14 protein-coding genes are annotated in these 22147 nt (G+C 42.8%); 10 read left to right on the forward strand and 4 right to left on the reverse strand.

Annotated elements, in window-relative coordinates; translation table 11 throughout:
• Positions 1 to 22: 22 nt before the first annotated feature.
• The 9 genes from VB775_RS13010 (at position 23) to VB775_RS13050 (ending at position 12086) form a co-directional block, all read left to right on the forward strand.
• Positions 23 to 460: a hypothetical protein gene (locus VB775_RS13010; protein ID WP_281007415.1), complete on the forward strand. Its 438-nt coding sequence runs from the start codon at positions 23 to 25 to the stop codon at positions 458 to 460.
• 63 nt (positions 461 to 523) lie between these two features.
• Positions 524 to 2461 (forward strand): VgrG-related protein, encoded by a 1938-nt coding sequence (locus VB775_RS13015; RefSeq protein WP_281007414.1) that lies wholly within the window; start codon positions 524 to 526, stop codon positions 2459 to 2461.
• Between the two features lie 176 nt (positions 2462 to 2637).
• Positions 2638 to 3030 carry a DUF4280 domain-containing protein gene (locus VB775_RS13020; protein WP_281007413.1) on the forward strand — a complete coding sequence of 131 codons (393 nt, stop codon included), beginning with the start codon at positions 2638 to 2640 and terminating at the stop codon, positions 3028 to 3030.
• 16 nt (positions 3031 to 3046) lie between these two features.
• On the forward strand, positions 3047 to 3451 hold the full coding sequence (locus VB775_RS13025) for a GPW/gp25 family protein (protein WP_281007412.1): 405 nt from the start codon (positions 3047 to 3049) through the stop codon (positions 3449 to 3451).
• 144 nt (positions 3452 to 3595) lie between these two features.
• On the forward strand, positions 3596 to 5809 hold the full coding sequence (locus VB775_RS13030; protein ID WP_281007411.1) for a putative baseplate assembly protein: 2214 nt from the start codon (positions 3596 to 3598) through the stop codon (positions 5807 to 5809).
• Between the two features lie 32 nt (positions 5810 to 5841).
• Positions 5842 to 6915: a phage tail protein gene (locus VB775_RS13035; protein ID WP_281007410.1), complete on the forward strand. Its 1074-nt coding sequence runs from the start codon at positions 5842 to 5844 to the stop codon at positions 6913 to 6915.
• An 82-nt stretch (positions 6916 to 6997) separates the two neighbouring features.
• Positions 6998 to 8434, forward strand: a complete 1437-nt coding sequence (locus VB775_RS13040) for a hypothetical protein (protein ID WP_281007409.1) — start codon at positions 6998 to 7000, stop codon at positions 8432 to 8434.
• 49 nt (positions 8435 to 8483) lie between these two features.
• Entirely contained in the window at positions 8484 to 9872 is a 1389-nt protein-coding gene (locus tag VB775_RS13045; protein WP_281007408.1) for a cache domain-containing protein, read from the forward strand.
• A gap of 48 nt (positions 9873 to 9920) precedes the next feature.
• Positions 9921 to 12086, forward strand: a complete 2166-nt coding sequence (locus tag VB775_RS13050) for a hypothetical protein (RefSeq protein WP_281007407.1) — start codon at positions 9921 to 9923, stop codon at positions 12084 to 12086.
• Positions 12087 to 12189: 103 nt separating this feature from the next.
• Here VB775_RS13050 and gcvP read toward each other — a convergent pair whose 3' ends face one another.
• The gene (gcvP, locus tag VB775_RS13055) at positions 12190 to 15168 is read right to left on the reverse strand and encodes an aminomethyl-transferring glycine dehydrogenase (RefSeq protein ID WP_281007406.1); all 2979 of its coding nucleotides are present in this window, start codon (positions 15166 to 15168) and stop codon (positions 12190 to 12192) included.
• Between the two features lie 719 nt (positions 15169 to 15887).
• On the opposite strand from gcvP, the gene VB775_RS13065 reads away from it, so the two are divergent.
• Positions 15888 to 20108: a DEAD/DEAH box helicase gene (locus tag VB775_RS13065; RefSeq protein WP_281007405.1), complete on the forward strand. Its 4221-nt coding sequence runs from the start codon at positions 15888 to 15890 to the stop codon at positions 20106 to 20108.
• A gap of 20 nt (positions 20109 to 20128) precedes the next feature.
• Here VB775_RS13065 and VB775_RS13070 read toward each other — a convergent pair whose 3' ends face one another.
• From VB775_RS13070 to VB775_RS13080, 3 genes are read right to left on the reverse strand one after another with little or no spacing between them, the layout of a single operon-like run.
• A complete protein-coding gene (locus tag VB775_RS13070; protein ID WP_323216822.1) occupies positions 20129 to 20335 on the reverse strand; it encodes a hypothetical protein in 207 nt (68 codons plus the stop codon).
• Positions 20259 to 21959 carry a TPM domain-containing protein gene (locus tag VB775_RS13075; RefSeq protein WP_281007404.1) on the reverse strand — a complete coding sequence of 567 codons (1701 nt, stop codon included), beginning with the start codon at positions 21957 to 21959 and terminating at the stop codon, positions 20259 to 20261. Before VB775_RS13075 ends, VB775_RS13070 begins: the two co-directional genes overlap by 77 nt.
• The gene (locus VB775_RS13080) at positions 21949 to 22083 is read right to left on the reverse strand and encodes a hypothetical protein (RefSeq protein WP_281007403.1); all 135 of its coding nucleotides are present in this window, start codon (positions 22081 to 22083) and stop codon (positions 21949 to 21951) included. The genes VB775_RS13075 and VB775_RS13080 overlap by 11 nt, the downstream gene beginning before the upstream one ends.
• Positions 22084 to 22147: the final 64 nt, after the last annotated feature.

Raw genomic sequence — 22147 nt, forward strand, 5'->3', positions numbered from 1 at the left:
GAAACTTTTAGGTAAACAGATTATGACACTCGTTAAAGCAATGCTCACCACCACCGATGCAGGTGCTGTAGCCATCAATTTCCAATTTAACCCCGAAAGTTTGTCGTTTGCGAGAACGGTTACTTGGAAAGTAGAGGATGGTGCATATACCGCAGCAGGTTTTCCAAAAGTTTCTTACTCCAATCGAGGTGCGGAAACTTTGAAGTTATCAAATTTATGGTTTGATACTTATGAATACCCAACCAAGACAAGCGTTCTCGATCTCATCTCGCCGATCATCAAATCCACAGAAATTGCAGGGTCATTAAAACGTCCACCCGTATATATATTTGCTTGGGGAGAACAATATCTTAAATGTGTTGTCACCAGCATTAGCTATGATCTAACCATGTTTCTCGCCGACGGTACTCCTGTCAGAGCAAAGGTAAGCATTGATCTCCAAGAAGTTGATGACATTTAAGTTAGTTGATGACATTTAGAAATATTCCCAACAACACTTTTTTATTACTAACTAAAATTACCAATGCCAGCAACATATAGATCTCAGTTCTCCCTTACAATTGATGGAACTCCTGCTTCCGAAGACTTGATTGCCGATATTTTGCAAGTATCTGCCGAAGAAAGCCTGCATCAACTCGGCATGTTTACACTGATCATTAGTAATAATTACTTCTATGGTGATAGCACAGCACCTTGGAAGCATATGAGCAAATTTGCGATCGGTAAAAAAGTCAAGATTGGATTCACCGCCAGCACCACAGAAGACCCTGACTTTGACGATGCATCGTCTGCATATGTCTTAGAAGGTGAAATTACTGCCATAGAAACAGATTTTACGGCAGAAGCCAAGGCTCCGATTATCATTCGTGGCTATGACGTTGCTCATCGCTTACATAGAGGTCGGCACAATCGTTCTTTCTTAGAAATGAGTGATAGCGATATTGTCAAAAAACTAGCTGGTGAATCTGGCATTGCAACTGGGACGATCACCGAAACTACCCCAATCCATAAATATGTATTCCAAGAGAATCAAACGAATATGGAATTTTTGCAGGAACGAGCAGCCCGCAATGGTTTTGAGCTATATATGCAAGATGGGAAATTAAATTTTCGTAAATCTACAAAAGGTGCAGAGATATCTCTTAAATGGTTAAAAGATCTATCTAGCTTTCGCGTCCGTGTTACGGGGGCAGAGCAAGTTAACTCGGTTGAAGTAAGAGGCTGGGACTACAAGACAAAAAGAGCGATCGTTTCTACAGCATCCACTGAGTCAGTAATTACCAGCAATACTAGCGGTAAAGGCAGTTCAACTAGTAGTGCATTTTCTGGTAAGCCCACTGGTCCGAAAATGATTGTTGTCGATCAGCCAATTTTTAGCGCTGCTGAAGCTCAAAAAATCGCTCAATCTCTATGTGATGAATTGGGGGGAGAATTTGTCAATGCTGATGCAAAAGGCACTGGTAATCCTTTGATCAGGGCGGGTAAGGTCATAAAGCTAACTGACATGGGCAACTATAGCGGTAGTTATTATGTTACCGAAACTCATCATTTATTTCAGAATCGAACGTACACTACCCATTTCAGCGTGCGCGGTCTACGTGGTGGCGATTTGTATTCCATTTTGTCATCCAAGACTCATTTGCAACCAGGTCAAACCATGTTGGTTGGTATAGTTACAAACAATAATGATCCTGACCAATGCGGAAGGGTCAAAGTTAAATTTCCGACGCTTACCGAGGAACACGAAAGCAACTGGGCTAGGGTCGTGGGCGTAGGCGCAGGAGCTAATAGAGGGCTTGATTGTTTGCCAGAAGTTAATGATGAAGTTTTAGTAGCTTTTGAGCATGGTGATATCCATCGACCCTACGTGATTGGTGGAGTATGGAATGGGACTGATGCTCCTCCAGCCGTAGTCACTGACAGTGTTGTAGGTGGAAAAGTACGCTTACGGACTTTTAAAACTCGCGTTGGTCATCAATTGCAATTTGTCGAAGAAGATAAATCCCCTACTAAAAAAGGCGTTTACCTAAATACAATCGGTGGTCATAATCTGCGATTAAATGATAGCGATAAATTTGTTGAACTCGAAACTACTGGTGGTCACAAATTTCGGGCTGATGATAACAGTAAGGTAATTAGTCTCACTTCAACGGGAGATATAACAGTTAAAACTGGTACATCTGGGACATCTAAAGATTTAACGATTAATGCGGCTAATATGACCTTAACCGCAACAACCAACATTACGCTTAAAGTGGGTAGTAACAAAATAGTGATTTCTAACACAGGTGTAGTAATTGAAGGAGCGCAAGTACAGATTAAAGGTACGACTACAGCTAAAATGGAAGCACCCGTGATCAATGTTGAGGCAACTGGAGCGAATACAATTAAAGGCGGGATAGTTAATGTGGATGCAAGTGGGATAGCTGTGATTAAAGGTAGTTTAGTTAAGATTAATTAATTTCCTAGTGAATAATTAGTTGTTTCCTCCATCGCAAGACGCTTTAATACCAATTCACAAAACTGTGACGATACTTTTGATTGAAAACCAAACCCAGAGAGGTTTTTAAAAACACAAACATGGCGCAGTCGTTTTTGTGTTTTGGTATAACATTAAAAAGTCGAGGAGATTAAGATATGGGACAGCAAGTTGTTATGGGAGCAATGCTTCAATGTAGTTTTGGAGTTGCACCAAGTTCGTTGATTGTGATCCCTAAGGGGATGCCTGTAATGACAGGAGGACTTCTCGCCGCGTCAATTATGGATTTTGCTCCGATCGCCAATATCCCTCCATTTGGGATGTGTAACTCGCCTGCTAATCCAATGGTAATCGCCGCCACAGCAGCAGCTTTAGGAGTATTTACGCCTATGCCTTGTATACCTGTGACTGTCGCTCCTTGGGTTCCAGGCTCTCCAACTGTATTAATTAACAACTTTCCTGCGCTTAACAACTCCTCAAAATGTATGTGTACTTGGGGCGGTGTAATTTCCATTAATTTTGCTGGACAAGTAACGGGACAAATTCCATAAGTATGTATTACTAACTATGAGTAACTTAGATCGCGATTATCTTGGTAGAGGGCTTTCGTTCCCTTTGCGGATTAATGTTCAAGGTGAACTAAAAACTGATGGCGGCGATCGCAATCTAGAGGAGTCGATCGCTACAATTTTGAATACTAAATTAGGAGAGCGAGTATATCGCCCTAATTTTGGCAGTCGCTTATCACATCTCACTTTTGCGCCGATGAATCCACAGACAATTTTGCTAGCCAGAATCTATGTTGAAGAAGCATTGAATAGATGGGAACCTAGGATTAAAGTTACGGGAGTTTATGCAGAGCCAGATCCCATTAGAGGACGTTTAGATCTAAAAATCCTCTATGAAATAAAGGAAAGTCATGATAGACGTAGCTTGGTTTATCCGTTTTATTTACTGCCCCCAAATGGCTAGTAAAGAGCCAATTTTTGTAGAGCAGCTTAGCCGTGCCACAAAAATAGGTTTCGACTTTTTAAAATAATTTGGTATTTAATCGCGAAGGGTAAACATAGCTAGTAAAATCTAATCATCGCCAAATTCACCTAAGAGCATTGTGTAATGACGAAAGAGTTTGATTTTCTTCCCAATTTGCCCAAATCAGATCTTGACGATCGCACCTTTGCAGAATTGGTGAATGAGTGTCTTCTCAGAATCCCGCGCTACTGTCCAGAATGGACAAATTATAACCCTAGCGATCCAGGGGTAACCCTGATCGAACTATTTGCTTGGTTGACCGATCAGATGTTGATGCGGTTTAACCAAGTCCCGCGACGTAATTATGTTGCTTTTTTAGAATTACTGGGGATTCGCTTACAGCCACCTGCACCTGCTCAAACAGAGGTAACTTTTTATCTGAGTGCCTCTTTGCCAGAACCCTACACAATTCCTGCGGGGATTGAGGTTGCTACACTGCGAACTGAAACTGAAGAGGCGATCATCTTTAGTACCGATCAACCTTTAGTAATTGGGAATCCTCGAATTTTACATTTACTAGCTGCACCTAGAGCCGAAGAAAATCCTGAGTTTTTACGTGATTTACTCTTAGATGTATGGACAGAGGATCGTGAAGAGGGATGGTCAGGTCAGGAAATAGCTCTATTTAGTGAACCGCCTCAACCAAACAATTGTTTCTATGTAGTGTTTGATGGAGAGCAACCGATCAATGGCAATGTAATAGCTCTCAACTTGAAGGGAGAATCAGCAACAACGACAGGGATTAACCCTAATAATCCACCTCGATTTTGGGAAGCATGGAATGGTAATGCATGGCAACCTGTACTCCAAAAAGAGAGTGACGATCGCACGAAAGGATTTAGTTTTAGCGAATTAGCCAATGAAGGGACAAATCCTTTGCAGGGTGCAGAAGTAATCTTTCATTTACCACTTACATGGGATGTAACACAGTTTTCAACTTATCGAGGACGGTGGCTACGCTGTAGCTACGTCGAACCAACCGCTAATCAGTCAGCCTATAACCGATCGCCACATATTATTGGTATGGGTGCGAGAGCGATCGGTGGAACGATTAAGGCAACTCAATGTCATGCCTTAGTAAACGAGATTTTGGGGGAGAGCAATGGCAAATCAGGACAAGTATTTCAACTAATGCACCAACCAGTATTGCCTCGTCAAGCTGATGAATATCTCCTAATTACGCCCCCCATTGGACTGCCACAAATATGGCATGAGGTTACCGACTTTTCTGAGTCTACGGAAAGTGATCTGCACTATATTATCGATTCTACTTCAGGGCAAGTTCAATTTGGTCCCTTTGTACAAACGCCCAATTATCAGAGTCAGCATACATTGCAACGTCTACGGATTCAAGGGGAACCGATGCAAAGAGTGGTGGCGGATCAGACCAAAGCGATCGCCATGAATACGAAGTCAACTGGTACTCAATATGGCGCAGTTCCCCCCAAAGGCTCAATCATTCAAATGGTGAAATATCGCACAGGTGGAGGCTTTCGCGGTAATGTGCAGCGCGGCAGTTTGCGAATAGCCAAAAATGCTATTCCCTATGTAGCCAGTTTAACCAATCACATTTCGGCGAGCAATGGTGTTGATGCAGAATCCCTTGATGATGTGGCGGTGCGCGTTCCTAAGATGCTCCGAACTCGCGATCGCGCCATTACCCAAACTGATTTTGAATATTTGACTCTGATTGCGGGGGATGGTGCTGTAGCTCGCGTCATGTGTGCGCCCACTCGGAGGAAACAAGAGGCGGGAACTGTGAAGTTACTAGTTGTCCCTAGAGTCCGCACCGAAAGCATTGAGCAAGGTCAAGGAATTGCTCCTGATCAGTTCATTTTAACCAAGCCCCTCATTGACCGAGTCTTAGGCTATCTTGATGAACGGAAGATGCTAGGCATCCAAATTCAACTAGACCAACCCGAATATGTGGGGGTCTGTGTACAGACTGAGATAGCCCTAGAATCTTCCTACAGCAATCCACAGGTGCAGCAAGATATTGTGCGACAACTTAAGGTGATGCTCTATCGGTTTCTTAATCCGATTACGGGTGGAGTTAGCGGACAAGGTTGGGAGTTTGGTCGTCCTGTTTATCCGTCTGATATTGTCAAACTGTTACAAAACTTTCAAGGTGTGCGCTTTTTAGGTACAGTACAACTATTTGAGTTGCGCTATGAAAACGGCGAATGGATGAGAAGACTTGCGCCACAACCAATGATTGACCCCGGTTCAGTTGGATTGATCTGCTCTTGGCGCAGTCCTAGATTACGCTCTAGCCATGTGATTAATATTGTCAGTTAAGCCCGCATGACAGCATCTAAATACCACCTCCTATGACTCAAAAAAGTAAGCTCCAAGCACTAAGCATTCGCCTAATTTCGATGAAGTCTCCTGATGCCAACGAAGAGACTTTAGCCAGTGCTGATAATTTGGGAAATCCGCAGGACAATCTGTTACGAGCTAATAGTGATAGTGCGCGATCGCCTACTAAATGCAAGCTACTGGTTAATCCCCATGAACCGAGCGAAATTGTAGTCAAGCTCAAGAATTCTAGTAATCGATCGCTTCTAACCAACTTACGTGTCGAAGGGGACTTTCCAACGGATTGGCTGCAAATTGGGATGGAAGGGAATGAGTTACCACCCTATGCAGAGATGGAAGCTGTACTTTATTTCCAAGTTCCTGCGGACTTTTTTGAGAAACAAGAGGCGATCGTGCAAGGACAGCCGCTCACGATTAATTATCATGGGCAGTTACAAGTTTATGGAGGTTATGCGAGTTCCAATTCAGAAGCAGGATTCTCTCCTAGACTAGAATTATTCGATGTTGAGCCATTTCGGCTGTATGTGCGTCCGCCTAGTTTATATCTGGACTTCTTACCTGATACTTACCGTGAAGTAGACTTTGTAGGACGTTTGCTGAAGATCTTTGAAGAAGCTCTAGAACCTGATGTGCAGATCTTAGATACACTCTGGGCTTATCTCGACCCGATGTTAGCTCCTCAAACTATGTTGCCATTTCTCGCCCATTGGGTGGGCTGGGAAACATCACCGAATCTTGATGTTGAGCGGCAACGTTACTTAATTAAGCAAGCCATGCAGATTTATCGCTGGCGGGGAACTCGTCGGGGGCTACGCTTTTATATCCATTTGTTTACAGGATTACCCCTCGACGAACATTTACCTGAAGCAGAAAAACACATTAGTATTTTTGAAATCACAGGACGGGGTTTTGTGCTTAGTGAAGCAATCCTCGGACAAAGCGCCTCCACAGGTGGTGGTAGACCCTTTCATTTTGTGGTGCGAATTCGTAACGATTTACAAAATAGTCTTGACCTGCCGCTTATCCATCGAATTATCGAACGAGAAAAGCCTGTTTTTTGTACCTACGATCTAGAAGTTATTTAAAGATGTCGTCACGAAGCGCCGATATCTTTAAATCCTAAAAATGTACTGATAAAAATAATTGAGAAAAAATCACTAAGAACCTATGAATGACTTTCCCTATCCCATAATTAAATCCTTTGAAAGGTTACAGGTATCAGATGGATTGATGATCAATAGTGAACGATGGCGACTCGCTCACGAATATCATCAGCATCGCCAAAATGTGCAGTATCAGTCTCTATTTTTACCAGGGATAATTTGTGGTTTAGGAGTTGCCCCGATCGCTGCGCCTGAGGATTTACCCGCCAAATTTCGGGATGGGCGTTGGGTACAAATTCAACCAGGGCTGGCGATCGATCTGCAAGGTAATTTTATTGTTGTACCAACGCCCCTCGATTTTCGGATTTCCACGACGGCTTACGATGCTGAGATAGCGATCGTTTACCTAGTTCTCAGCTATGTCGATCCCGCTAAACTCAAGCGAGTCAATGGCAATGAGGTATTGGTGGAAACCTTTCGAGTCAATGAGAAGACGGATTTGCCCCTTGAAACGGATATAGAAATCTGTCGGATTGCGATCGCTGAAGGGAAGTTGGAAATCCAGAAACCAACAGATATATTTTCTCCCCAAGTATCGCAATTAGATATGCGCTACCGTTTACAAGCGCAAATTCGTCCTCAAAATTTGGTTCGGGTAGCAACTTTTAGCGACAATCAACAAGGCCCAATCCAAGAAAATCTTCATTTTCTCGGACAATCGTTATCCAGTCTTGCACCTAGCCTTAGTCTGATTGAACCAATTGGAATGCTGGATCTTAATGCCGAACTGACACTCAGTTATCTCAGTTCCTACCATCTCATTTGTCTAACCCATGCTCAAGTCTTAACTATCAATGATGCTACACAATTAGCTCTACGAGAATACATTGCTATGGGTGGGGTCGTACTAATCGAAGCATCAATTCGTAATAGCCAGTTAGAAAATCTAGTAGGAATTTATAATGAACTCCAAAATGCAAGTAATAAGCTCAAAAAAACTAGCCAATCGCAATCAATGGCTCAACAAGCTGATCAGTCGAGTATTCAATCAGAACTACTGTCTGAGTTAGAAGCGATCGCCATTGAAATCAATTCCTCTACCCAAGATTTTCTTGATTCCCTTCGCAGTCGAGTTCCCATGGAAACACCGATGCAAGCATTTTCCGATTTAGAGCGAACTCATCCTCTCCGTAGTCAGCCATTTCTATTCCCCAATTTATCAGCGATCGCTGATCAACCAATGCAGATTCTCACGAATGGAGGGTTAATTGTCATACTAGGCAAGCTGTCACCGATCTGGAGTGGTCAATCCGATCAAGCCCTGACAAGAGAAACCATTCGCAATAGCCAAGAATTGGGGATTAATATTCTCCACTACGCTGCTCAACGTTATGGAATGTATCAATCTATGCAGGTAAATCCTCAATACCAAAACAACCTTAATCTTCAACCAGAATCCGATCAGCGCCGCATCACTAATATGGTTGATACAACCCCATAAAACCCTTAACCCATCTAAAAGCTCACACTTATCCAAGGTCATCAATATTATGTCTTCGATTCGCCAAATTTTTCCCATTGTTCTAAGCATTCAGATTACCGTAGCAGTTGGTATCACGGGTTGGATTTCATTTAATAGTAGTGAACGCGCCGTTCAAAAATTAACCCGTGAGCTTTGTAGTAATCTAAACTATCGCGTTGAGCTAAAAATCAATACCTACCTGAAAGAGTCGGTGCGAATTAATCAAGCATTGACAACCGCTCTTCTCAACGGCAGTGTCAATCCAAACAATATCGGGGAAGTTCAAAGAGAGATATTTAATAAATCAAGAGAGCTAAACAGTCAAAACATTCTGTTTTATGGTAATGAAAGTGGCACAATGGTTGGCATTGAGCGCCAGAATGATTCCAACTTTTTGTTACGCATTCGCGAAGATAATGTCAATCCTAATCGCCCTACTTTTGAACTGAGCAATAATGGGATACGCGGCAAAGTGATTATGAATGAAGTTTATGACCATCGCACGCGCCCTTGGTATATTGACGCTAAACGCTCTGGCAAGGCTATTTGGAGTTCGATTTTTGTGAGTACAACCGATGGGGAATTGACTACCACCAAAGCTACACCAATCTACAATGCTAATGGCGGGCTTCAGGGCGTAGCAGGCATTAATATTTCTCTGAAACAAATTAAACAGTTTATGTTACAAACTCGCCCCAGCGATAAGTGGAATGTATTTTTGATTGAAGGTAATGGCAATCTAGTCGCCACCACTTCTGACGTGCCTGTATTTGAGAGAAATGGCAATGCGATTAAGCGTTTTGAACTTGCTCAAAGTAAAGATCCTCGACTACAAGATGCTGGATTAGCATTGCGAGAACAGCTAGGATCGCCTCAAAGCGTGGAAAATCTTCAGGTAGTTGAATTTAATTCTAATGGCGAAAAATATATTTTAAGTATGCAAAATTTGGATGAAGATTTGGAATTAGATTGGTCAGTTGGAATTATTGTGCCAAAGTCAATTTTCATGCAGGAGATTGATACCAATAACCGAGTCACTTTAGTTATTATTGTGATTATGTTGGGGGTAAATATTTTGATCGGTTTGGCGATCGCATCATGGCTTTTACGTCCTATTAAAAATCTGATGACAGCGGCAAAGGAAATCGAAGAGGAATCTTTTAATCCTGAAGAATTAGCTTCAGTGGCTCAGCGCCAAGATGAACTGGGACAAATGGCGCGAGTATTTCAAGAGATGGGAAGTACCATTGCCGAACGACAAAATGGCATGAAGAGTCAACTTAGTAAACTGCGAGCCGAAAAAGATGAGGCTAAAAAAGCGGCGATCGCATCCCAAATGGGACAGACTAATTCAGTAGAATCACTTCTGAGCCGTTCTAGAGCATTAAGGATAGGCGATGCTTCACGTCGTTCCTAGCCACCCCAAATTATTGCGATTTTCAGAGAAACCTAGGAGAATACGGCGATGTCCGCAAATCAAATCGGCTTAGAGATACCCCAAAAAGAACTAAATTTTAAAATTGGTTCGGCAAAAAATTCTTTTCCTGTAGTTGTCGTTAATGATAGCAATCAGTTTTCTAGTTTCCAAATTGAACTGATAGCAGCAGGTGCGGATATTCAAGAAGTTGGCTATGAGTGGTATACGATTTCCCCCGATGTGAGTGTGAAGATCCCCCCAGGAGATCTAGTCGAGTTTGTGGTTTCGATTATTGAAACCCCGATCTCAGGATTTACGGGGATTATGAATATTACAGTTCGGGCTTTTTCAATCGAGTTACGTGAAGAAAATCGTGAAGTATTACGCATCAATCTCCAAGAAGGCGCAGGGCGATCAATTTTAAAAGCTGACATACCTGCTCAAAAGCTTCAGGCTATGCCCCTTGACGATCTCGAAATTCCCATCTTAATTAGCAATCCCAGTCAGCAAAATACAAATGTAACCTTAACCTGCCGTGATCTGCCAGATTCATGGTTTCCTAGGGGCAATACTCAACAGTTCACGGTCAAGGCTGGGGCGCAGTTTCGGGCAGCCTTTGTATGTAGTTTGCCCTTTGATCATGATGCGATCGCCAAATCCTATCCCTTTACCATCGATATTTCCCACACCAATGGCTTACCTTCGCAATTAACATCGAGCTTAGAAGTATTGCCAAAAGGTGAGTTAGCCGTAGTCTGTTCACCAAGGTTACAAACAATTCCCGCTAAGCGATCGTGGAAGTTATGGTGGAAGTTTTGGCAATCTTCACCCGCGATATTTACGCTCACAGCCGACAATGCTAGCAACCTTCCTCAAAAAATTAGTTTTGATCTAGAGAATGTTAACTCCAGTGATTATGAAGACTTTTCCTTTGAGGTGTCCCCCAATGATGCGGAAATTGAACCATTCCGTAAAAATGATCTTCAACTTCAAGTGGATAAATCCCGACCTTGGCTAGGAATATCTCAAAAATTAAATCTGTTAATCAAGGCAAACTGGCAAGATACAAGGGTTAACACCATAGATGAAGTCCAAGCGATTGAAGTTGTTGTTAAACCAGTAGTTCCACTTCTCTTAATAATCCTGATTTTAGCAATCCTTTTCTTTATCATGGGTTGGTTGTCTGGATTTAATCCTAACAATCCATTTCCACCGCATCAGGGAGCAGTTACATCTGTTCAGTATGATGGCATTGGTGGTAATGCGATTAGTAGTTCTAATGATCGCACAATCCGTAAGTGGAATGTATCAGGATTTTATCGACCCTTTGGCGGTTTTGATCTAGGTACTTTGACGGAAGCTCAAAAAGCTATTCGCACAGTTCGCTATCGACCTGTTAATAATAATTTTGTAGCGGCTGGACTCGAAAATGGGGAAATCCAGATTTTGGATAGTCAAGCCGACAATAAACGCCCGATCGCCACATTTACAAACCAAGCAGACGATCGCGTATTTGGCTTAGAGTATACCCTCGATGCGCGAACTTTATTTAGTGGTCATGGGAGTGGCACAGTATTGCGATGGGATCTCCAAAATCTGTTCACTAATCCGCCCACTCAACCGAGTCAGATTAAGAAATTTGATTTTGCAATCATTGCGATCGCTCTGGTTGGTCAAGATGACAGCACCTTGGCGATCGCTGGTCGTTATAACCAGCTTGTTCTTTGGAACTGGGTCAACAATACAGTTAAGCAAATCCCCTATCCCAATGTCGGTGGACAGGATGACTATATCCAAAGCATTGCTGTACCCGATCTCAAACGCAATTTACTGGCTACAGCCGATAATCAAGGCTATATGTCAGTTTGGGATCTCAGTACCTGTTTGCAAGGCGATCGCCCTTGTCAATTGATCGATGGCTGGAAGGATGCTCATAATTCTAAACCTGTGCGATCAGTTGCCTTTAGTTCTCAAGGTTGCTATTTGGTTAGTGGTGGTGATGATGGTCAAACTAAGCTGTGGGCTTTAACTGCTAACGGCAAACGTACCAGTAACACTAACGGAAAAACCTTAGAAACAGCCCGTTCTCCAGTTAGTGCTGTCGATATCAATTTGGTTGGCAAGGATATTGTGACCATCAGTGGTACAACGGAGGGAAGAGTACTAGGTCAAAAAACAGACCGACTTTTTAACCTAGGATGTGATGTTAAGTAAACGTGAGTTCGATATAGCCATTTGCGGCGTGCTTCGCACGCCGCAAATGGCTATAGGGTTTGCTATGCAAACCCTATCTCAAACTGGAAACACCTATGGAGCCTTATTCGTAAGCTTCTATCGGCAAACAAGAACAGACGAAATTGCGATCGCCAAACGCATTATCGATGCGTCCCACACTTGTCCAGAACTTATGCTCCTTGAGCCAAGGTGCAGGATAAGCGGCTTGATTGCGGGTATAGGTATGAGACCAATCATCAGCTAATAGAGTCTCCGCAGTGTGAGGAGCATTTTTGAGTGGATTATCGAGCTTGTCCATCGCACCAGAGGCGATCGCATTGACTTCTTGCTTAATGGAGATCATCGCATCACAGAAGCGATCGAGTTCTACTTTCGATTCGCTCTCCGTTGGCTCGATCATCATCGTTCCTGCTACTGGCCATGACATTGTGGGCGCATGAAATCCATAATCCATTAAGCGCTTAGCGACATCATCCACCTCAATACCTGCGATCGCTTTGCAGTCATGTAAATCGATAATACATTCATGGGCAACTAAGCCATTTTTGCCTGTATAAAGAATTGGATAATGCGGTGCAAGACGTTGAGCCATATAGTTGGCGTTTAAAATAGCAACTTCCGTCGCAAGTTTTAAACCCTTTGCTCCCATTAAGGCGATATAAACCCATGAAATCGTGAGAATACTGGCACTTCCCCAAGGAGCTGCCGAAATTGTAGTTTGTTCAGGCTGTCCATTAAAAGGATGTTTAGGTAAAAAGGGAACTAACTGCGGTGCAACACAAATTGGTCCCATCCCAGGCCCACCACCACCATGGGGAATGCAGAATGTTTTGTGCAGATTGAGATGACATACATCTGCGCCGATATCCCCTGGGCGACAGAGTCCAACTTGGGCATTCATATTTGCACCATCCATATACACCTGTCCACCGTAATAATGAATGATGTCACAAATATCCTTAATCGATTCTTCAAACACTCCATGTGTAGAAGGATAGGTAACCATCAGGGCAGCAAGTTCATGCTGATGTTTTTCAGCTTTCGATTTGAGGTCATTCACATCAATATTTCCCTCATTGTCACAATTTACGGTGACGACTTTCATTCCAGCCATGACTGCACTCGCGGGATTTGTACCATGTGCCGAAGTGGGAATCAGACAAATATGACGATTAGTTTGACCGCGATGTAGATGATATTCGCGAATTGTTAATAAACCTGCGTATTCGCCTTGAGAACCAGCGTTTGGTTGTAGCGATACACCAGCAAAACCAGTAATTTCGGCAAGCCAATTCTCCAATTGTTCAAATAGAATTTGATAGCCTTGGGTTTGTTCTAATGGCACAAAGGGATGAATATTGCCAAATTCTGCCCATGTAACAGGAAGCATTTCCGAAGTTGCGTTGAGCTTCATGGTGCAGGAACCAAGGGGGATCATCGATGTAGTCAGCGATAAATCTTTAGCTTGGAGTCGGTAGATATAGCGCAGTAGTTCTGATTCGGAGTGGTAGGAATTAAATACTGGATGGGTGAGATAGGGGGAAGTACGGGTTAGGTGATTGGGAATTGGGAATTGGGGATTGGAGATTGGGGATTGGAGATTGGGGGCTTCACCAGCAAAGATTTCGATTAGGTCGATTAGATCTTGTTTAGAGACGGTTTCATCGAGACTAATTGCGATCGCATTATCTGCTAAGTACCGCAAATTAATTTGTTTGACAGCGGCTCTAGCTTTGATTTCATCACTAGAGATTCCCTTTAACTCAATGCGAATTGTGTCAAAGAAAGATTGATGTGTGACTGTATGCCCTAAATTCTCTAGGGATTTGGCAAGCGTTGCGGTTAGGAGATTTACTCGCTGAGCAATGCGCTTTAATCCTTCTGCACCGTGATAAACGGCATACATACTCGCCATAATTGCTAGCAAAACTTGAGCCGTACAAATGTTACTAGTTGCTTTATCTCGACGGATATGTTGCTCACGGGTTTGGAGGGCTAAACGTAGAGCAGGACGACCATGCACATCCTTAGAAACACCGATCATGCGTCCCGGCATTTGGCGCTTGTAAGCTTCCTTGGTTGCCATGTAAGCGGCATGTGGTCCACCATAACCAAAGGGAACTCCAAATCTTTGGGCGCTACCGATCGCAATATCCGCTCCAAATTCAGCAGGTGATTTAATCAATGTGAGTGCTAATAAATCTGCGGCGACGATCGCTAAACCACCTTGAGCATGAATTTGAGCAATTACATCGGTGTAGTCATAAATTGCACCATCGCTAGCAGGATATTGCAACAGAGCGCCAAAGTAATTTTTGTCAAATTCAAATTCGTCATGTTTAGCAATTACTACTTCAATTCCTAAAGGAATCGCACGGGTTTTGACAACTGCGATCGTCTGTGGATGACAATCACTGGATACAAAGAACTTGTTCCCCTTGTTCTTGGCTAGTCCTGCCGCCATTGTCATCGCTTCGGCAGCAGCAGTTCCTTCATCTAAGAGAGAAGCATTGGCAATCTCTAAGCCTGTCAAATCAATAATCATGGTTTGGAAATTGAGCAAGGCTTCCAATCGTCCTTGAGCAATCTCGGCTTGGTAGGGGGTGTACTGTGTGTACCACCCCGGATTTTCTAAAATATTACGCTGAATAATTGGCGGTGTAATGCAGTTGTAATAGCCAGTCCCGATATACGATCGCCAAACTTGGTTTTTCGAGGCGATCGCCTTTAACTCCTGCAATAATTCATATTCCCCTCGTGCTACGCCTAACCGCAAGGGCTGGCTAATTCTGATTGCCTCAGGCACAGTCTTTTCGATCATGTCCTCTAGAGAGTCACAACCAATAGCCGTGAGCATTTGCTGAATTTCTGAAGAACTCGCGCCTATGTGGCGGCTTACAAAACTATCAGTTGGTGCAAATTCTGCATTGCTCAGGGTATAGCTTAGATAGTCTTGACCTGTCTGAGGTCGAGAAAAAGCTGGAACCTTCAATGATGGTGTTTCGGTGGTTTCGGTAATAGTCGAATCTTGATTTGTCACGGCTAGAGAAGGTTCTAACATAGAATTTGTTGTTTAGAGTCATCCCCTATGCTATTACAAATTCATTACAAAGTGTTAAGTATAAAAGAGATTTGTTAATTAAATGGTTGGGCTGGCCTTGTATATATATTCATAATGAAATGTTCGCCAATGCAATTATGCGATGCAACTGGTTCCGATGGAGCAGAGTAGACTTCGCAAGGAGTAGTCAAAAGGTTCTCTCAGTCTATGATTGCTCAAATCCACGACTCACTGAGAGTCTTCTTCTTTGAAGATTTTGAGATTGGTACTTTTAGGATAGAACTCTCTAAACAATCCATTTGTATATTCATTCAATCCACACTCCCATGAATGACATGAAATCACTCTGATCTTTCAATAGGATATTGACAGAGGGTTTGGAGACCAAACCCTTACATTTTTTGGATAGGCTTGGGCTTAGTCTCCCAGCCCAAGTCTCTGCTTTTCCGTTAAACCAATTCCTGAAAGTGTTGCCACACTTTCAGGAATTAAAAATCAAACCCAATAAGGGTTTTAAAAACACAAAATGGCTACGCCATTTTGTGTTTTGGTACTACATCAGTCAATAGGCTGAGCGAAAGTTGCTGCAAATCTATATTGAAAACCAGATTTTTGCTAAGATTAGTAATTGGCAACAAATACAATACAAAATTTAATTTGATTGTGTTGCTGCTGATCGCAAATCCTTCTAATTATCTAGTCACAATACAAACCCTGATATGCCTGATTCTCAAGTTGATTCTGCGAAGCTTTATGAAGCCATGACAGCTAGTTACAACAAATTGTTGCCACTAGAGAAACAGATGATCCAAGTATTTGCGATCGCTTATGAACCAGTTAATCGCAGCGTATATTTTGACTCTCTACTTCAGCTTGGACTCAAGGACAAAGATAATAAGCACTTTACGGGGATTAGTTTAAAGACATATACTGATCGATTTTTAAAATTAAACTTACTCACCCAAGATCGTTCTCAAGGCTTACAATGCCATACTTCTTTGATCGATATTGCCGCGCGTGATGCCGTGAAATCAGGACAATTTGAGAAGATTGCCACTGTGATCGAGTTACAAATTCCTGTGCCATCTTACGGTAGAACTGATTCACGGACTTTCAGGAGTGAATCGCAATTTATCCGTGAAGTCAGGATTGGTATTTACCGCCAAGATATTAAGTTTGTCACTAAGCAGTTTGAAGACTTCTATCGCTATGGCTATTCCCAACAAAAAATTACCTTAGATGCAATTTTATATCAAGTCTGTAGCAACCCCTTCGATCCTGAATGGTTCCAGACCTTACAACTAGAATTCTATGAAATCGCTTTAGCAACAATTTTAACCAATGGAATGCTAAAGTTGAAGCCAACTGATGCAGCTTTGACACTTCTACAAAAGGAATTTCAAGAAGAAGGCGATCGCTGTACCGATCAGTTACTACTAATTTTGATCGAGCAGAGTCTATTACGTGCTGATTTGCAAACTGTCCAAGAAGCCTACAATCGCCTATCGATTGCCTATAAAGATGCTGGGGATGCTCTATTGGCTTGGTTATATTTTCTGAAAGGCGATCGCGAATTGGCGATCGCGCAGTTTCGCCAATCCCTAAAGATGATCAGAAAAGCTACAGGTAAGCGTCAAGTTTACTTCAGTGGTGAACCGGGGCTATTTTTCATATTAGCGCTGATTCAGGAAGGCACTGCTGAAAGTATGCGCGAAGCCGAAGGCTATACGGCAATCATGGTAAAGCAGACAAATCATTGGCTACAGGTTTCTTATAGCAGATTGCAAAAAGTTTTGAAGTTCCAATTGGGAGATATCCCCCAAAAGGATTTGCTCAGCAGTGAATATATCCACAATCACACAGAGAGCCATTGCCTTGAAGCACTTATTAGTGCGCTCTGTCTTTATTGGGCAAATCCTGAAAAATCTAGAATCGAATTACCCAAAATCCTCGAACCATTGCTCAAACAATCGGTAAATGCAGGATATCATTGGATATCGATGGAAGCAGCCGAATTATTGGGAGAACTTGCCCCTAACTCTATTCATCAAAAACATGCTCACAAATTGCGCCAAAGCAACCAAATTCCCACTATTGTCAATCTGATCCGTCCTCAAGAAACTTGGGAACTAAGTCTGAATGCATTGCTAAATCTTAGCAAATCGCCACAGGAACAGTCAAAATCAGCTAGTAATTCACCCCAACGTTTGGTTTGGTTTATTACTTTTAATAAGGGAATCTGTACGATCCAGCCGCGTGAACAGAAGGTTAATGCTAAAGGTGTGTGGAGTGCAGGGCGTAACATTGCAGTCAAGCGACTGAAGGAGTCGGTGCATGAGTTTCCCTACATGACTCCACAGGATATTCTTGTATGTTCCCATGTGCAAGTATATTCCTATCATGGCTATTACGGTCAAAGCCAATATGAATTTGATGAAGATACGATCTGTGCCTTAGTTGGACATCCCTTGGTATTCTGGGAAGATTCGCCAACTACTCGTGTTGATATTGTCAAAGGGGAACCAGAACTGCTCGTCAAAGCAAGTAAGGGCGATCGCTTAGTCTTAGAATTTTCGCCACAATTGAAGGATGGACAAAACTTTGTGGTCACGAAGGAAAGCCCCACGCGCCTTAAGGTGACACAGGTGACCGAATCCCATCGTCGTATCACTGAGATTATTGGCAGAAAGAACCGCCTCGAAATTCCTGTAGCCGCGAAAGAAAAAGTTCTTGCGGCGATTCATGGCATCTCTTCGATTGTGACTGTGCATTCAGATATTGGCGGCGGTGTCAGTGATGCCGAAGAAGTACCGTCGGATAGCAAACCCCATGTACATGTTTTACCTGCAGGAAGTGGCTTGAAAGTCGCTGTGTTAGCTCGACCCTTTGCCAATGCGGGAGCCTACTATCGTCCGGGGACAGGCGGGGCGACGGTGCTAGCAGAAATAGATGGTAAGCGTTTGCAAGCAACTCGTAATTTAAAGGAAGAGAAAAAGCTAGCAAATGAGGCGATCGCTGCTTGTCTAACCCTAGGTAATTATGAAGAACATGAGAGCGAATGGACGATTGATGATCCCGAATTTTGTTTGGAATTATTACTGGAACTGCAAGCATTAGGCGATCGCATTGTCTTGGAATGGCCAGAGGGTGAGAAGATGAAAATCAGCCATCGCGCTGGCTTTGGTGATTTCAGAATGTCGATCAATCAAAGCCGTGATTGGTTCGCTGCGGAAGGCGAATTACGCCTAGGTGATGACAAGGTACTAGATATGCAGCGCTTATTAGAATTACTTGATAAAACTCCTAGTCGTTTTATTCCCCTTGGTGATGGGCAGTTTATTGCTTTGACCCAACAGTTTCGCAATCGCCTAGATGAGTTCCGTCGCCTATCAGAAAAACATGGCAAAGGCACAAGATTTCATCCATTAGCTGCTTTAGCTCTAGAAGATTTTGTCGATGAAATCGACGATCTCAAAGCCGATAAACATTGGAAAGCACATGTTAAAAGAATTAAGGAAATGCGAAATTTTGTGCCGCAACTTCCCTCCACATTGCAAGCCGATCTCCGTGACTATCAGATTGAGGGCTTTGAATGGTTGGCACGTCTTGCCCATTGGGGAGTTGGTGCTTGCCTAGCCGACGACATGGGCTTAGGCAAAACCTTACAGTCTTTGGCGTTGATTTTGACTCGCGCTTCCCAAGGTTCCACCCTGATCGTTGCGCCAACTTCAGTCTGCATGAACTGGATTAGTGAAGCTGCAAAATTTGCGCCAACGCTGAATGTAATTGTGTTTGGCACAGGCGATCGCCAAAAGGTGCTTGACAATCTTCAACCCTTTGACATGGTGATTTGTAGCTATGGATTACTGCAACAGGAAGATGTCGCCGAAAAACTCGCTAAAGTGCAATGGCAAACAGTTGTGCTGGATGAAGCCCAAGCGATTAAGAACACGGCGACTAAGAGATCACAAGCTGCCATGAATCTTCAAAGTGGCTTCAAACTGATCACGACTGGCACACCAATCGAGAACCATCTCGGCGAACTGTGGAATCTATTTCGGTTTATTAATCCTGGGCTATTGGGTTCCCTCGATAGTTTCAATACGAATTATGCCAATCCAATCGAGCGATCGCAGGATCGAGAAGCTCGCAATCAACTCAAAAAATTAATTCAGCCCTTTATTCTTCGACGTACCAAAAACCAAGTATTGCAAGAGTTACCATCGCGCACCGAAGTCACTCTACAGGTGGAACTCACCAAAGAAGAACTCGCTTTTTATGAAGCATTACGTCGTGAGGCAGTTGCAAAATTAAGCAATACTGATGCTAATGCAGGTCAGAAGCATTTACAAGTTCTTGCGGAAATCATGAAATTGCGCCGTGCCTGCTGTAATACCAAGCTGGTGAGACCCGATATTCCTTTACCTAGTTCTAAGCTTCAGCTTTTTGGCGAAGTGGTCAATGAGTTACTGGACAATAAACACAAGGCGCTAGTATTTAGCCAATTTGTCGATCATCTGCACATCATTCGCGATTATCTAGATTCACAAAAGATCAGCTATCAATATCTTGATGGCAGTACTCCTGCTAAAGATCGCAAAAAGCGTGTGGAGGCTTTCCAAGGGGGTGAAGGTGATGTTTTCCTAATTAGTCTCAAGGCTGGCGGTACGGGTTTAAATCTCACAGCCGCCGATTATGTGATTCACATGGACCCTTGGTGGAATCCTGCGGTGGAAGATCAAGCAAGCGATCGCGCCCATCGCATTGGTCAAAAGCGCCCCGTCACGATTTATCGCCTTGTGGCTAAGGGCACAATCGAAGAGAAGATTGTCGATCTGCACGCTCATAAACGAGATCTGGCGGATAGCTTGCTGGAAGGTACAGATATGAGTGGCAAGGTGACGACTGATGCATTGCTGCAATTGATTAATGAGATTTAGATATAGCAATGTAAGTTTTGCTAAGGACATAAAACCCAAAAGATGAGTGGCGGCGCTTCGCGCCGCCACTCATCTTTTGGGTTTTGATTTGTCCTAGCTATCTCTTGCATTGCTATAGGAGAAGAGTCTGAAGATGACGAAATATGATAATCACCAGTCTCCACCCGCACCGCCGCCATCGCTACCGCCACCGCCACCGCCAAAATCACTACCAGAATAACTTCCATAATCGTAGGAATCATGGCTACTAGAACTACTGGAACTATCGCTCGAACTGCTATAGTCGTTACTACTGGAATAACGCACAGGTGCAGGGATGAAAGGATAGACAGGTTCTTCATGAAAACAGTTTTGACATTGACGCATACTAATGGCATCTTTAGAAGCTTTTTTGGGGAATTTCTTGGGCTTACGAGATTGCTTAAGGTCTGCTGGAATCATTGTCGCATAGCTACATACAGGGCAAATTGTTTCTTCTTTTAAAATATTAGGCTGGCAATAAACATGCTGACGATCGCTTTTAGCAGATTGATTAGTTGGAGGATAGCAGCGATCGCAAGAATATACTGTGTAAGTGGTATTTCCTAGCTCAATAGCTTTTAACTCTGGCTTGGTTAAGTACTGATTAGTTACATCTGAAGCTACATGCTGAACGAGATTTCGACAGTTTTGACAAAAACGCTGTTCCTTCGCTAAACGCATGTCAAGGTATAGGTTATTGACTATATGCAGCCATATAAATTGATATCCCATCGCCATAACTAAGTTTGTCCCTGCAAATAACAAGTGACTAGGAATTGTCAACAAAATTGAAGTACTTGTAATTAGCCATAGCACAACTAAAGCAGGTAAATGCAAAACAATGATCAAGCTAGAACGTTCAAATCCAAATCGAGTTCCTCCGTAGCGCTGTATTGGAGTTTGGAAAATGACAGTTAACTGAGCCAACCAAAATTTTTCAATACTCAACCACAACTGTAGAGAAGTAAAGGCAACTATCAAGTTAATCAGTACTGTAACTAAAAGTTGATTAATGGGCTGAATAAATAAGCTAGTTAACAGTTCTTGAGATAGTACCCATGCATTGATGCTAACGGCGATCGCAGCTAGCCCAAGTACCATTAACAACATTCCTAAACTAGTAAATTCCGTCAATTGAGGAATACGTAACTGAAAAACAACAGGATTTTGAAGTTCTTTACTAACAGTTGGTAATGTTTGTCGCCATTCTCGAATTTTGATAACGATCAATATCACACCACTCAGAGCGATCGCTATGCCAATAAGTCCGATACTGCTGTAAATGGGCATAAAGGGAAAAGGATAAAAATTGATTTTCTCTAAACGACCCGCTATTTCCTCTACACCATTAATGATGCCGAGATCGTAGTTTTGACGCTTAAACTCAGGAGTAATCAGATCTTCGATAATTTGCTTTACTTGGCGATCGCTAATATATGGAGAAACCCCTCGCCCAGTTTCGATTTCAATCCTGCGATCGTTTACTGAGATCAGAAACAATACGCCATTATCAATACCCCGTTTACCAATGCCCCAAGTATTAAATAATTCCGTTGCATAGGCTTTAACCGTTACCGATGGGATGGTATCTGGCAATGTCACTACTGCGATTTCTGAACTGTTGTTAGCCGCTAGTTGAGAAATTCGGCGATTGAGTCGAGATTCAGTATCAGCACTTAAAATATTCGCGACATCACTCACCCAAGTTCCATTCAATTTTCTAGGATTAGGAATGTCACTAATGGGAATTGCGTGTAAAGGTACTGTGGGTAATAGAACTACCCATAGCAAGAATATTAAACAGATAATCCCAGTTAATTTAACCTTCATAGGTTGTTATCTCGACTCCAGAACCGTTGTACTTAATCTCGTTAAATCCTCTTACATCAACCACATCTCGCATCGTAGCACTTAGATATAACTTACCAAATTGAATCGTTAGGAGTGTGGACATAATGGTAGAGGCACTAACGTTTTTTGTTGAGTTTTTCGATCTTTCGGCTTACTCAGGTTAGAGC

Source organism: Pseudanabaena sp. CCNP1317 (assembly GCF_034931345.1).
Taxonomy (GTDB): domain Bacteria; phylum Cyanobacteriota; class Cyanobacteriia; order Pseudanabaenales; family Pseudanabaenaceae; genus Pseudanabaena; species Pseudanabaena galeata.

Bases quoted from the DNA above. Each gene is read 5' to 3' on its own strand.
- VB775_RS13010 (WP_281007415.1), top strand. From the start codon at position 23: ATGACACTCGTTAAAGCAATGCTCACCACCACCGATGCAGGTGCTGTA.
- VB775_RS13015 (WP_281007414.1), top strand. From the start codon at position 524: ATGCCAGCAACATATAGATCTCAGTTCTCCCTTACAATTGATGGAACT.
- VB775_RS13020 (WP_281007413.1), top strand. From the start codon at position 2,638: ATGGGACAGCAAGTTGTTATGGGAGCAATGCTTCAATGTAGTTTTGGA.
- VB775_RS13025 (WP_281007412.1), top strand. From the start codon at position 3,047: ATGAGTAACTTAGATCGCGATTATCTTGGTAGAGGGCTTTCGTTCCCT.
- VB775_RS13030 (WP_281007411.1), top strand. From the start codon at position 3,596: ATGACGAAAGAGTTTGATTTTCTTCCCAATTTGCCCAAATCAGATCTT.
- VB775_RS13035 (WP_281007410.1), top strand. From the start codon at position 5,842: ATGACTCAAAAAAGTAAGCTCCAAGCACTAAGCATTCGCCTAATTTCG.
- VB775_RS13040 (WP_281007409.1), top strand. From the start codon at position 6,998: ATGAATGACTTTCCCTATCCCATAATTAAATCCTTTGAAAGGTTACAG.
- VB775_RS13045 (WP_281007408.1), top strand. From the start codon at position 8,484: ATGTCTTCGATTCGCCAAATTTTTCCCATTGTTCTAAGCATTCAGATT.
- VB775_RS13050 (WP_281007407.1), top strand. From the start codon at position 9,921: ATGTCCGCAAATCAAATCGGCTTAGAGATACCCCAAAAAGAACTAAAT.
- gcvP (WP_281007406.1), bottom strand. From the start codon at position 15,168: ATGTTAGAACCTTCTCTAGCCGTGACAAATCAAGATTCGACTATTACC.
- VB775_RS13065 (WP_281007405.1), top strand. From the start codon at position 15,888: ATGCCTGATTCTCAAGTTGATTCTGCGAAGCTTTATGAAGCCATGACA.
- VB775_RS13070 (WP_323216822.1), bottom strand. From the start codon at position 20,335: ATGGAAGTTATTCTGGTAGTGATTTTGGCGGTGGCGGTGGCGGTAGCG.
- VB775_RS13075 (WP_281007404.1), bottom strand. From the start codon at position 21,959: ATGAAGGTTAAATTAACTGGGATTATCTGTTTAATATTCTTGCTATGG.
- VB775_RS13080 (WP_281007403.1), bottom strand. From the start codon at position 22,083: ATGTCCACACTCCTAACGATTCAATTTGGTAAGTTATATCTAAGTGCT.